This window comes from Bradyrhizobium sp. LB11.1 (assembly GCF_040549385.1).
Lineage (GTDB): Bacteria > Pseudomonadota > Alphaproteobacteria > Rhizobiales > Xanthobacteraceae > Bradyrhizobium.
This window is the reverse complement of the sequence record NZ_JBEPTH010000005.1, coordinates 486528-498951: the sequence shown is the minus strand read 5'-3', so window position 1 is coordinate 498951 and position 12424 is coordinate 486528. Positions and strand designations below refer to the sequence as shown.

Sequence of the window (12424 nt, the reverse complement as noted above, 5' to 3'; positions counted from 1 at the left end):
GCCCGAGCTTGCCGCCTTGCTACCCCCGCAAACGACCGGAGTTCAAGTGCGAGTGGGATTTCCTGTTAATGTTCCCTGATTGATTCGGGGAAGCCAGACAGGGCTGGGCACTAAACGTTCATGGCAAAGGATTCCGACCCACTGGCGGATGCCTTCGGCGACAAGGAGACCGGCGGGCTGTTCTCCGGACTTTTGGCCGAGGAAAGCGCGTCCGATCGTCGTATGCTGTGGCGGCTGGGCTCGTGGGGCGCGGCCGCCGTTGGCGCCGTCGTGGTCGCCGTGATGGCCAACCAGGCCCAGCTTGGCTGGCGGCGCGACCAGGTCGCCTCGGCCGATCTCGTTCGCCAGTCCGACCGGCTCCAGGTGCTGACCAAGGAAAGCCAGCTCGAAGCCCGCCGCCTCACCTCCGCCATCGATACGCTGAACACCGATCGCGACCGGCTCTATTCGCGCGTCACGGTGCTCGAGCAAGGGCTCGATTCGGTCACCGGCGCCATCGCCAAGCAGAGCGCTGCGCCGGTCACAGCGCCGCAGGCCTCGGCAGCGAAACCGCAGGACGCGCCGGCATCCGACGCACAGCCCGCGCCTGCAGCGCCGAGCATCGCGCCGGTCGCCTCAACGCCGGCTCCATCCCGCGACAAGCAGCGCGCGGCAGCCGCAAAGGAGCAGACGAAAGAGCCCCCAAAAGACACTGTGAAGGAAGCTGCGAACGAACAGCCGAGCCCACCGCCGCAGACCGCAGCGGCTGCCTCGCTCGTCCCGCTGACGACGTCGGCCACCCCGATCCTTGCGCTGGCGCCATCGAAGTCGATCTTGGCACCGCCTGATCCGGCGGCGTCGAAACTGATTCAGCCGGAGTCGACTGAAAAGGCCCCTGAGAAGACACCCGAGGCGACGCCCGCTCCCACCGAAATCGCCGCGGCACCGGCCAAGCCGCCCGAGGCAACCGAAGCCGAGCCTCCCGCAATCGCAGTCCAGCAAACGCGCTTTGCGATCGATCTCGGCGGCGCGAATTCGGTCGACGGTCTGCGCGCACTCTGGCGCGGCCTGAGCAAGTCCAATCCGGAGGTCGCGGTGCTGCGGCCGATCATCATGATCAAGGAAGGCAACAATGGCCTCGGAATGCAGCTCCGTCTGGGTGCCGGCCCCCTGATCAATGCGGCCGCCGCCGCCAAGCTCTGCGCGGGCCTTGCCGAGAACGACCGCCATTGCGAGACGACCGTGTTCGACGGCCAGCGCCTGTCGATGCGCGGTGGCTCGGACAAGAACCAGGACAAAGGCCAGGAAAAGAAACAGGATAAGGGCCAAGATAAAGGCCAGGACAAGAACGCCGAAAAGAGCCAGGACTCTGTGCCACAAGCGGAGACGACCCCGGCGCCCGCGCCCGCCGTCAAGCCAGATAAGCACCGTCGCAGCTACTCCTCCAAGCGCTCGTCAAGGCGCGAGGAGCCCGCGCCGGCGCCTGCGCCACAGCCGGCCGCTCAGGCCAAGCCGGAGACGGTGTCGGCGAGTTCGACGATATCGTCGTTCTTCAGGCGGTAGGACCATTGCCAACCTCGCTCGCATCCTCGCAGTCGCGCTCTTGAACGACGTGACCTGCTCCTGATTGGATTTGCGATCACGCCCACGCCTCAAGTCGGTTGTTGGGCGACGTTGGAACTCTCGCGAATCCGTATCGCGACGGTTCCGAGGGGCTTGCCACAAGGAAGAGTGCGACGGCTCGAGCGACGCCCCCGGTGTAAAAATCTCCCGCCCCTGTTGCTCCGTTCCGCCATCCCGATCATATTGCCCGCATGACAAAAAAGCCGTTTCGCCTCACGCCCTATCAGGTGCAGTTTCTCATCGTCGTCGGATTCGTCACCGTCGGCTGGGCGCTCTATGTGCGCTATTTCGCGATCGAGTTCTCGCAGGTGGCGCTCGCGTGCGACGCCGGCTTGCAGACCATGATCTGCAAGGCGCGCTCGGTATCGACGTCGCTGTTCAAGAATTCGGTGTTCGGCATCGTCGCGCTGGTGATCGCGACGCTGAACCTGATGCGGCCTTCGATCGTGCTGCTCACGCTTGGCGTGGTCGCAGCCGGCCTCGGCATCGTCCTCTACAACATCGTGCTGTCGGGCCTGGCGATCGGCCTGCTCATCCTTGGCTTTGCTCGGCCCGCGCCCGCCACAGCGTGAGTGCGAACAAGAGATAGATCGCGCAGGTCCACATCGCCTGCCAGTTGTCGCGGCCTTCGTTCAGGATCACGTAGACCGCGGACAGCGCCAGCAGCGCTGCGAACATCGATTCCGCGATCGGGCGCACGCCGATCTGCGGCCGGTTCAGCATCAACAGCGCGAACGGCACCACCGCCATCGTCAGCGAGGCATAGGGGAAGTCGCGGTAGCGCGGGTCGAACACGAAGCCGAGCGCGGTCTCGGCCGCGATCACCGCCGTCACCGCCAGGGTCAGGACGAGCACGGCGGAAAGCTTCGACCATTTGCGTCCCTCGCGCGGACCGAGCAGGTCGAGGAAGCTTGGCAGGCCGCGGCCGATCACGAGGGCCTGCGCACAGAAGATCGGCGAGAGGATGCCGGCCAGCAGCAGCATGCCCCATTGCAGCCAGCCGCCCCACCCGTAGCTCTCGTAAAACATCTTGTCGGCGGCGATCCCGAGCAGGATGCCCGCCGTTGTCGCGGAGATGCCGACGCCGAGCCAGGCCGAGACGCGCGGCGTCCAGGGCCGGCGGCGCAGCGTGATGCCGGCGACCGCAAACACCAGCACGCTGAGGAGCATGCCGGCGCCCATGTACCATTTCCAGAACGGGAAATTGCTGATCGGTTCGCCCGGCGGATATTTCAGCTGGCGCCGCACGGAATCGATCAGGCCCCAATAGCCGCCGACGGTGCCTTCGAGCCGCCGCTTCCACGGCTGGTCATAGGCCTCGATCAGGTTGACGCGAAACTTCTGCGCTTTCGCGAGCCCCAGGATCTCCGAGACGACGCGCGCCTGGTTGGTGCGTGACGGCAGCGCGCCCGCGCGCATCCGGCCTTCGCTCGGCCAGCCGGTCTCGCCGATCAGAATTTCCTTGCCGGGGAATGCCACCGCCATGCGCTCGCGGATCGCCTCGACATGGCTCGCCGCGAACTTCGCCTTCACCGGCACATCCTCCCAATAAGGCAGGATGTGAATCGTGACGAAGTCGACGGCGTCATAGACATCGCGGTTCTTCAGCCAGTATTCCCAGACGTCGGCATAGGTCACGGGCACGGTGACCTGCGCCTTCACCGAACGAATGATCGCGGTGAGGTCCGACGTCGTCATTTCTCCGCGCAACAACACCTCGTTGCCGACGACGAGGGCGGAGATGGTGTCGGGGAATTCCTTGGTGAGGCGGACCGCGGTCGCTACCTGCGCAAAATTCTTGGCGCGGTTGCTGCCGAGCCAGATGCCCTGAATCACCTTCAGCCCGCCGACCTTGGCTGCGACCGAAGGCACCTGGTCGAGCCCGTTCTCAATCGAGTAGGTGCGGACGCAGTCGGTGATCTGCTTGAGCTGGCGCAAATCCTGTTCGAGCTGGTCGGCCTCGATATGGGTCCAGGCGTTCAGCGGCGTCTGCTCGCCGCGGAACGGCGCGTACGATACGCATTGAACCTTGTCATTCGGATCGATGGGAGCGCGCGCGAGCGTGATCGGCGTGGCCAGCCACCACCACACCGCAGCAATCGCACCCAGGGAGACCAGCAGGAGCGCCAGTGGCGTACGAAGAGAAATCGGTTCCGTCCTCCGCGAAGGGTCCGTCGATTACCTGCTCGCACGCCATCTGCCAAGGGGGTGACGCCTGCGAGGCGCTTGCTCTCCCCCGGCGAATTGGGCTGCGGCCGTTCGACCGGGCCCCAGGATCGTGACTTTACTGGACAAAAATCCAATTACTTGTCATTGGATTCCGCGGGACATTTCCGCCCCATTGGAGACCCATTTGGACGCCATCACCTCAGCGTCCGCGAGGTGCTCCCCCGCGGGCGGACGGCTGAGCAATTGGGGAATTCATGCGGCGACGGGTGTTCGAGTTACGAAATGCGGTCCTGCGGCAGTTCGCCGCCACCTTGGCCGTGACCTGCCTTGTCCTCCTGGTTGGCCTCGGTGCCGCCTCCGCCCAGAGCGGCGCGCCCGCCCCTGACCAGGGCAAGGCTGCGAGCCAACCCGCCGACGCCGCCAAGGAGGCGGCCCAGAACCAGCGCCGCACTGACGAGTTCGCGGAAGCCGCCCAAGTCATCAACGGCCCGGCCGGCAACCCCGAATGTGTCTGGCTCGGTCGCCGCGTGGTGCGGCTGATGTACCGCGACGACCTCGACACCGCTTTCCGCCATCTCGACCTCTATGACCGCTTTGGCTGCCCCGGCGGTCATATCCAGGCGGCATTCCGCTGCCTGACCCGCTTCGTCGCCCAGATCGATCCCAAGGTCGCCGATACCCTGGACAGCCGTGTGCACGCTTGCTGGATCAATCCGGCCGCCCAGCCGCAGCAGGCGGCCGCCGCGACCTCCCAGCCGGCGGCGCCGACCACCGGCAATTCGCAAGCGCCCCAGCCGGCCGCAAGCCCCTCGCCGGCGGCAAGCCCCTCGCCCGCGCCCCAGAAATAACCGCGATCGTTTCAGCCTGCGTTCAGGAACGATCGGCGATAGCAATTGTTGGCACTGCCGCGCGCTTCGAACACGGCCATGCCCTCGTCTGGACATGAGGCCATGACAGTTGTGAAACCGCGCGGCAGAGGTATGCTCCACTTGCCGCGGACTCGGTCGGATCTCGGGGTCGGATCCGCTTCCCTGCCATTTCAGCCCCTTTTGGTTTAGCCGCGATGCGGGTTGTCGCCGCCGTTCTGTTGCTTGTGTCCGTGCTCCACGCCGGCCTCTGGGGAGTCTTGCGCGACAAGGAACCCGCGCCCGACTTCAAGGGCCTGTTGCCCAGCCTGTCTTATACGCCGTTCGAACCGGGACATATTGTCGACAACAACGTCGACCCCGACAAGATACGCGCCGATATGAAAAAGCTCTCGACGCTCACGCGCGCCATCCGATCTTACTCGGCGACCGAAGGCAACGAATTGGTGCCGCCGATCGCCGCCGAGTTCGGGCTCAAGGTCACGGTCGGAGCCTGGATCGGCAAGGATCCCGAGCGCAACGAGCGGGAGATCAAGGCTGCCATCGCGCTCGCGCGCAAGAACAGCAACGTGAACGGCGTCGTCGTCGGTAACGAGGTGATCTATCGCGGCGAGCAGAAGGTCGAAGACCTCATCGAGATGATCAAGCAGGTGAAGGGCGCGGTGCGCGTTCCCGTCACCACCGGCGAGATCTGGAACATCTGGCGCGATAACCCCGATCTCGCCTCCAACGTCGACTTCATCGCCGCCCACGTGCTGCCCTATTGGGAGAACTTCCGGTCGGACCAGGCGGTCGACCAGGGCGTCGACCGCTACAACCTTCTGCGCAATTTGTTCCCGGGCAAGCGCATCGTGATTGCCGAGTTCGGCTGGCCGAGCGCGGGCTACAACTTGCGCAACGCCGACCCCGGTCCGTTCCAGCAGGCGCTGACGCTGCGCAATTTCGTCAGCCGCGCCGAAGCGCTCGGCATGGAATACAACATCGTCGAAGCCATCGATCAGCCCTGGAAGTATTTTGAGGGCGGCGTCGGTCCGTACTGGGGCATCCTCAATGCCAACCGCGAGCCGAAATTCGCCTGGACCGGCCCGGTTGAAAATCCCGACTATTGGAAGCTGATGACGATCGCGCTGCTGGTCGGCATCCTGCTGTCGCTTCCGATCCTGCGGCTCCAGCAACCGACCGCCAAGCAGGCGTTTTTGCTGTCGGCCACCGCCAACGGCGTCGGCGCCTGGGCCGCGACCGTATTCGCGTTCTGGAACGGGCATTATTTTATCTTCGGCTCGGCTTTCGCGCTCACGCTCGGCATGATCCTGCTCGTGCCGCTGGTGCTGATCGCGATGGCCCGCATCGAAGAGATCGCGGCCGTCGCCTTCGGTCGGGCGCCGCAACGCCTGCTCGCCAAGGGCAAGCCGGTCGAGAACGTGCCCGAGAGTTACTACCCCAAGGTCTCGATCCACATCCCGGCGTATTTCGAGCCGGTCGAGATGCTCAAGCAGACGCTCGATGCGCTGTCTCGGCTCGACTATCCGAACTACGAGTGCGTGGTCATCATCAACAACACGCCGGATCCCGCCTTCTGGCAGCCGATCCAGGATCACTGCCGCGCACTCGGTGAACGCTTCAAATTCATCAATGCCGAGAAGGTGCAGGGCTTCAAGGCCGGCGCGCTGCGTATCGCCATGGACCGCACCGCCGTCGATGCCGAGATCATCGGCATTCTCGACGCCGACTATGTCGTCGAGCCCGACTGGCTGAAGGACCTCGTGCCGGCTTTCGCCGACCCGCGCGTCGGCTTGGTGCAGGCGCCGCAGGAGCACCGCGACGGCGATCTGTCGATCATGCACTACATCATGAACGGCGAATATGCCGGCTTCTTCGACATCGGCATGGTTCAGCGCAACGAGCTCAACGCCGTCATCGTGCACGGCACGATGTGCCTGATCCGCCGCGCCGCGATGGACATGGCCGGCGGCTGGTCCAGCGACACAATCTGCGAAGACTCGGACCTCGGCCTTGCGATCCAGGAGCTCGGCTGGACCACCCACTACACCAACCATCGTTACGGCAAGGGGCTGCTACCCGACACCTACGAGGCCTTCAAGAAGCAGCGTCACCGTTGGGCCTATGGTGGCCTTCAGATCGTGAAGAAGCACTGGCGGCACTTCCTGCCCGGCCGGAGCCGGCTGACCCCCGACCAGAGGCGCGAATATGGTCTCGGCTGGTTGAACTGGCTTGGGGCCGAAAGCCTCGGCGTGGTCGTGGCGTTGCTCAACCTCGTCTGGGTGCCGATCGTCGCCTTTGCCGACATCGCCATCCCCGACAAGATTTTGACGCTGCCGATCATCGGCGCCTTCATCGTCTCGCTCGCGCACTTCCTGTCGATGTACCGCGCGCGCGTCGCGATCAAATCGGGCCAGATGCTCGGCGCGATGATCGCCGCGATGAGCGTGCAATGGACGGTGTCGCGCGCGGTCGCGCAAGGCCTGATCACCGAACACATCGCGTTCGCGCGCACCTCCAAGGGCGGCCTGTCGAGGATGTCGATCGAGTTCCAGGCGTTCTGGGAGGCAGTGATCGGCGCCCTGCTCCTGATCGGCTCCGGCGTGCTGATCGCCTCCAACAGTTTTAGGCAGATCACCGAGATCTACATCTTCGCCGGCGTGCTGGTGCTGCAAAGCCTGCCGTTCCTGGCCGCGGTTGCGATCGCGATCCTCGAGCTCAGCCGCATCAACTCGTTCCAGTTCTGGCGCGACAGCGCGATCCGCACCGCCGAGTTGATCGGCCTGCGCCCCGTCGCCCTGCCGACGCCGGGCAACGCGCAGCCGGTGCCGAGCGAGGTGCGGCGGGAGGCGAACTGATCCGGGGCAGATTTCGGCGCCCAGGACCCCGTGATTATAAAGTCACGAGGTCCTTGGGCGTGGATGATGGCCCGCCAATCAGGTTTAGAACCCCGGTCTAAGCGCCGGAAGCGGCAAGCAAATCCTCGCCACCGCCGCATGTTTTGGCAGACACCCCTGCTATTGACCTCAGCGCCCCATCCCCCTACACAGCGCGGGCCGAAAGCATGATCCGGAAACAGCCGATTTTCTCCGCAGCGCGTCAGTCAAACGCGGCGGCAAGAAACGCGGCGGCAAGACATGCTTTTCCAAATGACCGAAGACGATGGCGATCGATCGTAAAGCCATCAGCGGCCATGGGAGCGCGTAGCTCAGCCGGTAGAGCACGTGACTTTTAATCACGGGGTCCTGGGTTCGAGCCCCAGCGCGCTCACCAACAAAATCAAGCGCTTAGCGAGCTGCACGATAAGCTGGCTACAAAATTTATAGCCACCTTGTAGCCAGCCAGATAGCAAACCCGCCCCAGCGTTGCGGCTGGAGCGGGCCGAACGGGGTTATTCAAACACCTAACAGCACGCGTCGCCCATCACTCGCCGGTTGGGCGGCCAGCACGGAACGCGCGTACGCCTACAGCCTGATGACTTATCGGCTGTCGACAGTTGAATTGCAGAGCAGGACGATGCGCAAACGAGACCGGAGGCCATCCGGACGCTGATGCGAAAAGGGCTAGGCAGCGGCAAATGACGGACGCCTCGCCAACCAACAAGGTCGCGCGGACCTTTCCTAACTTGGAGTCTCGGATATCTAGAAACGGTCGCTGGTTTGTCGCTGTGACAACCGGTGTCGGTCCCATCTCCCATGTTGGGGATTTCGGTAGCGCCGCCGAGGCCAATAACTGGATTTCGGCTAAATCGAAGTACTGGCCGAGTAAACCGGACGCGACCCTCAAGAGTTAGCCGCAAAAATCCTAGTTGCCCAACCCTGCATCCGCGCCCTACAGTTGCCGAGGGTCTGAGGGGGAATTCAAGCATCAGGGAGAAGCGCAAATGTTCTTTGCTCAAGAGGGCTTTACGTATCGAAACTTCTTGATGGACATGATTGCGATATTCGCATTTGTGCTCTGGTTCTGGCTGCTCATTGTCATTTACGGAGACATCTTCAGGCGCCACGACATCTCCGGTTGGGGAAAGGCACTGTGGGTTATTGCGCTGGTTCTATTCTCTTACCTCGGCATCTTAGCCTACGTGATCACCCAAGGGAGAAGCATGGCTGAGCGGAATGCTCAGCGGGCTCAGCAGGCGCGCGATGAATTGCGCAGTATCGTTGGCTTTAGCGTCGCCGATGAAATAACAAAACTCAATCAACTAAAAACGTCTGGATCAATAACCGAGGTGGAGTACGATCGCCTTCGTGCCAAGCTGATCTAAACCGCCCCTTTTTCCGCCGCAGATGACGGCGCTGAGTTACGGTGACAGTGCACCAAACTAGGCGCCGACATTGACGAGCTTCCCCGATCCCAAATTCGGGGCGAAAGACTCGTCTGCGTAGACCAGCGAGCCACGTCGGTCCTGACATCGCCCGAACGCGTTTTCAGCTCTCGGGCGCTGCAACCGTCACCGGCGCAGTCAACGGAGCTCCTCCGACCGAAATCGGCCCGATAGATTTCGACTGCCGATCCATCATCCGCTTGCGCATCGCTGGGGACAATCCATAGCGAGCATGCGCTTTTCGAATGGACGATGTGACGTCCGACGTCATCGTACTTTGCAGCGAGTCGATCTTCGCAATCAGCGTGGAAAGCTGCGGCGATATCTTCTTCACGTCGCCCCGTTCGTCCGTGATGCTCTGCCGGAGAGACACGAGGACCGTGGAATCCTGCTGCTGCAGAACCGCATTTTGCTGCAAGGCGGAATTGATCTCCTGCAGCGCGGCGGCCTGCTGCTGCTGAGCCGACTGGATGTCCTTCAGGGCAGCGACAATCGGATCCGGTTTTGCGACGGACTCTTGCTGGCGCGGAAGCAGCGCAGCCAGACTGCCGATGTTCGGCGATGGCAGATCAAACGGCAATGTGTAGATGGCCGCCGCGCCATTGATGGCCAAGGCACACACCGACAGTGCCAGGACCGATTTGCGGCTGGACGGTTTGCCCGGTGCCGGAGCTGGGGATTCGTGTTCGGGTTCGAATGCTGCGGCTGCAAGTGCTGCGGCGTCGAGGTGTTCGGCGAAGCCCGGCGTTTCGGATGTCGTGGTCATGCGCATTGACCTCATGAGCGAGCAAAAGGAGGCCGTCGCCGGAACGTCCTCGCGACGCCTCCCTTACGCAGCACCCACTTACAACTGCCTAAAATTATGGACTTTTCGGATTAATTCCACGTTAGCGACGTGGCCGCCAGGCGTGTCCATCCGCCCCGGTCGACTACGGGGCTATGCGATGGAATTGCGGGGGCAGACCCTACGTTCAGTTCCAGCCGCCCTGCCAAAAAAAGCCAGGAGACAACCCGCTGGAAAGGTGTAGGATTCGATCAAATGGGAGCAGCGGCATGTTTGAAATCACCGGTTTCGACACGGCAGGCGTCGTCAACCTGAAGCGCGAGTCCCTCGCCGCCGCCCTCAAGAAGGCCAGGGAGCTGATCGCGGACGGGTGCCGGGACGTTCAGATTGTCGATCCCAGAGGTCAAGTCTACACCTCGTTTGAAGAGCAGGCAGCTTAGCCTCCCACCTCCGTCGTCTCCACCACGCAAGCGACTTCGATTGTTGGCCGCCCCGGCCGAAGTCCGGCGGGCGTTGTTCAGCCAGCGCTGCGCTGCGTCATCGCGCCACCGGAGATAGCGAAGCGCGTCCGAGAATTCACATCCGCGCTCGGACGCCCCACCGCGTTGCCAATCAACTCTTTTGGGAGCACGCTCACGTCAGGCGCGCAGACGCCGCACGGGGAGAGACACATGAAGGAACCGGGCCTGGATGGTCGCCACCGGGACAAGGATGGCGCGATCAGCAAGAAGCACGGCAACACGCTGGTTGGCACATTGCGCAAGATCTACGGCAAGAGTTTTGCGGCCGGCTATCCCGATGCGACCCAGCTCAGCGAGGTCTTGCATCAGTTGAACGAGACGTCGCTGAGCCAGCTGCGTCGCGACCACGACACCGGGCATTTGGGGCACAAGATCGACCACGCCCCGAAGTGACGGGCTTCACTCGGCCAGATTCACGACGTCAAACCTGACAGCCGGCCTCCAGCGACCTGGGTCGGTCAGGCCGGGCTATTGATCGGCCCCATCACACTTGCCGTTTGAGCCTTCCGAGACCAAGCGCTAGGATGAGCGCTTTTACGGAGGCTCATTTGAAACAGTTCATTATTGCTGCAGCCATCGCGCTGCTTGCCATTGCGCCTGCCCGATCCCAGGGCCTGGTCGATCCCGGCAAGGTTGCTCCCGAATACCGGGAGGCTGCGGAAAAACGCCGCGCCGAGCAGATCCGTCAACGCGAATGCGCCCTGAAGGCGGACCTGGAAAAGGTGCTGCCGAGAGATCGGACCGACTATCTCAATCACTGCCTGGCTGCGATGGCGGCGAAACAATAGCGGCGCGCAGCTGGTTGCGCCGCAAGACGTGCGGGAAAGTCGCAATCGGCCTTCAGGCTTTCTTCAGGTATCCGGCTCACCGTGACCGCCGATTTCCAATAGCCATTTGTTGTCGGCGCAATGAGTTTCGTCCAGATCCAGTGCACGCGTTGCAAGACGATGTTTCGCGACCGCGCGGGACGGCTGCAGGACGGCTATTCCAGGCAATGTCCGGGTTGCGAGGTGGTGTTGTTCTTCGCCGAGGACTCGCAGCACCCCTTCATCAAGCGCGCCATGCGCAGCGCGCGGAAAGCCCGGAAAGAACAGTACGAGGCCGCGGCAGCCCGGCGTTCTGCCCCACCCGAACCGCTTGTCGCTCCCCGGTCGCGGTCGTCCATCGGACGGACGCGGGCGCAGGAACGATCGGAATAGTGCCCAGGCAGCCGTTTACGTCGCCTCGATCCAGATCCCGGCATCGGAATGCGCGCGGATGTGATCGACCAAGAAATCCGAAAACACCCTGATCTTCGCCGGCAGCCGGACGCGGTTCTGGTAGGCCACGTTCATCGTCAGCAGCGGCAACTCCCAATCCGTCAGGACCGGCACGAGCTTGCCGGCCGCGATGTCGCTCTGCACGATGTAAAGCGGCTGGATCAGGATGCCGAGCCCTGCGCGCGCGGCACCGCAGATGATCTGGCCATCATTACTGTCGAGCGTCGGCGCGATGCGGACGGTCTGCGTCGTGCTGCCCTTGCTCAGTCGCAACGAATAAGGATCGTTGGCGAGGTTGTAGACCAGCATGTCGTGGCGCGCGAGATCGGCGGGATGCTCAGGAATACCGTGTGTCGCGAGATAGGACGGTGCGGCCGCCAGCACGCGGCGCATCTGGCCGATGCGGCGGATGATGATGTTGGAATCCGGCTCCTGCTCGCGCGTGCGGATCGCGACATCGATGCCGGCCTCGATGAAATCAGGATAGCGGTTGGCGGCGATGATCTGGACATCGAGCTTCGGATAGAGCGTACGAAAGGCCGGCAGCATCGGCGCCATGTAGATCATGGCAAAGGACAGCGAGCTTGTGACGCGCAGCATGCCCTTGGGCGACAGCGCGCGGTCACTGACGGCGTCTTCGGCTTCGGCAAGTTCGTTCAGCAACGTGCTGCAACGCTGCAACAGCTCCTGCCCGGCCTCGGTCAGCCATTGCCGGCGGGTGTTGCGCTCGATCAGCCTGACCGCAAGCCGCTCCTCCAGCGCGCTCAGATGCCGGCTCGCCGCCGCGTTCGACATCCGCAAGGTGTCCGCCGCCTTGGAGAGGCTGCCGAGTTCGGCCGTCCTGGCGAAAACCTCAAGCTGGAGCAGGCGATCCATTCTTCCTCATATCGGAAAAGAGA

11 protein-coding genes and 1 tRNA gene are annotated in these 12424 nt (G+C 63.2%); 9 read left to right on the top strand and 3 right to left on the bottom strand.

Translation table 11 applies throughout. From position 1 onward, the window contains the following. Nucleotides 1-120 precede the first annotated feature (120 nt). Both ABIA96_RS16690 and ABIA96_RS16685 read left to right on the top strand, forming a co-directional pair. Entirely contained in the window at nt 121-1542 is a 1422-nt protein-coding gene (locus ABIA96_RS16690) for a hypothetical protein (RefSeq protein ID WP_354138124.1), read from the top strand. Between the two features lie 251 nt (nt 1543-1793). Continuing rightward, on the top strand, nt 1794-2174 hold the full coding sequence (locus ABIA96_RS16685) for a hypothetical protein (protein ID WP_354138123.1): 381 nt from the start codon (nt 1794-1796) through the stop codon (nt 2172-2174). On the opposite strand, the gene ABIA96_RS16680 is transcribed toward ABIA96_RS16685, so the two are convergent. Further along, nucleotides 2134-3693, bottom strand: a complete 1560-nt coding sequence (locus ABIA96_RS16680) for a glycoside hydrolase family 17 protein (RefSeq protein WP_354138122.1) — start codon at nt 3691-3693, stop codon at nt 2134-2136. The two genes, ABIA96_RS16685 and ABIA96_RS16680, sit on opposite strands and share 41 nt — an antisense overlap. Before the next feature lie 332 nt (nt 3694-4025). On the opposite strand from ABIA96_RS16680, the gene ABIA96_RS16675 reads away from it, so the two are divergent. The 4 genes from ABIA96_RS16675 to ABIA96_RS16660 all read left to right on the top strand — a co-directional run bounded on the left by ABIA96_RS16675 (nt 4026) and on the right by ABIA96_RS16660 (nt 8901). After that, nucleotides 4026-4619: a beta-1-3, beta-1-6-glucan biosynthesis protein gene (locus ABIA96_RS16675; RefSeq protein ID WP_354138121.1), complete on the top strand. Its 594-nt coding sequence runs from the start codon at nt 4026-4028 to the stop codon at nt 4617-4619. 215 nt (nt 4620-4834) lie between these two features. Further along, complete coding sequence (locus ABIA96_RS16670; protein WP_354138120.1) at nt 4835-7495, top strand: glycosyltransferase; 2661 nt, start codon at nt 4835-4837, stop codon at nt 7493-7495. Nucleotides 7496-7834: 339 nt separating this feature from the next. Continuing rightward, nucleotides 7835-7910: transfer RNA gene (locus ABIA96_RS16665), tRNA-Lys, on the top strand. Nucleotides 7911-8520: 610 nt separating this feature from the next. Continuing rightward, on the top strand, nt 8521-8901 hold the full coding sequence (locus ABIA96_RS16660; protein WP_354138119.1) for an SHOCT domain-containing protein: 381 nt from the start codon (nt 8521-8523) through the stop codon (nt 8899-8901). Nucleotides 8902-9064: 163 nt separating this feature from the next. Here the strand turns inward: ABIA96_RS16660 and ABIA96_RS16655 are convergent, their stop codons facing one another. After that, nucleotides 9065-9733: a hypothetical protein gene (locus ABIA96_RS16655; RefSeq protein WP_354138118.1), complete on the bottom strand. Its 669-nt coding sequence runs from the start codon at nt 9731-9733 to the stop codon at nt 9065-9067. 281 nt (nt 9734-10014) lie between these two features. Here ABIA96_RS16655 and ABIA96_RS16650 point away from each other — a divergent pair, with 281 nt between their 5' ends. The 3 genes from ABIA96_RS16650 (at nt 10015) to ABIA96_RS16640 (ending at nt 11054) form a co-directional block, all read left to right on the top strand. Then, complete coding sequence (locus ABIA96_RS16650; RefSeq protein ID WP_354138117.1) at nt 10015-10185, top strand: hypothetical protein; 171 nt, start codon at nt 10015-10017, stop codon at nt 10183-10185. A 231-nt stretch (nt 10186-10416) separates the two neighbouring features. Beyond that, nucleotides 10417-10659, top strand: a complete 243-nt coding sequence (locus tag ABIA96_RS16645; RefSeq protein ID WP_354138116.1) for a hypothetical protein — start codon at nt 10417-10419, stop codon at nt 10657-10659. Between the two features lie 155 nt (nt 10660-10814). Beyond that, nucleotides 10815-11054 carry a hypothetical protein gene (locus ABIA96_RS16640; RefSeq protein ID WP_502918823.1) on the top strand — a complete coding sequence of 80 codons (240 nt, stop codon included), beginning with the start codon at nt 10815-10817 and terminating at the stop codon, nt 11052-11054. 426 nt (nt 11055-11480) lie between these two features. On the opposite strand, the gene ABIA96_RS16635 is transcribed toward ABIA96_RS16640, so the two are convergent. Further along, nucleotides 11481-12401, bottom strand: coding sequence for a LysR family transcriptional regulator (locus ABIA96_RS16635; protein ID WP_354138114.1), 921 nt, complete (start codon nt 12399-12401; stop codon nt 11481-11483). Between the last annotated feature and the right edge of the window lie 23 nt (nt 12402-12424).

Coding starts and splice junctions, on each gene's coding strand:
- ABIA96_RS16635 (WP_354138114.1), bottom strand. CDS start 12,401: ATGGATCGCCTGCTCCAGCTTGAGGTTTTCGCCAGGACGGCCGAACTC.
- ABIA96_RS16650 (WP_354138117.1), top strand. CDS start 10,015: ATGTTTGAAATCACCGGTTTCGACACGGCAGGCGTCGTCAACCTGAAG.
- ABIA96_RS16675 (WP_354138121.1), top strand. CDS start 4,026: ATGCGGCGACGGGTGTTCGAGTTACGAAATGCGGTCCTGCGGCAGTTC.
- ABIA96_RS16645 (WP_354138116.1), top strand. CDS start 10,417: ATGAAGGAACCGGGCCTGGATGGTCGCCACCGGGACAAGGATGGCGCG.
- ABIA96_RS16690 (WP_354138124.1), top strand. CDS start 121: ATGGCAAAGGATTCCGACCCACTGGCGGATGCCTTCGGCGACAAGGAG.
- ABIA96_RS16660 (WP_354138119.1), top strand. CDS start 8,521: ATGTTCTTTGCTCAAGAGGGCTTTACGTATCGAAACTTCTTGATGGAC.
- ABIA96_RS16655 (WP_354138118.1), bottom strand. CDS start 9,733: ATGCGCATGACCACGACATCCGAAACGCCGGGCTTCGCCGAACACCTC.
- ABIA96_RS16670 (WP_354138120.1), top strand. CDS start 4,835: ATGCGGGTTGTCGCCGCCGTTCTGTTGCTTGTGTCCGTGCTCCACGCC.
- ABIA96_RS16685 (WP_354138123.1), top strand. CDS start 1,794: ATGACAAAAAAGCCGTTTCGCCTCACGCCCTATCAGGTGCAGTTTCTC.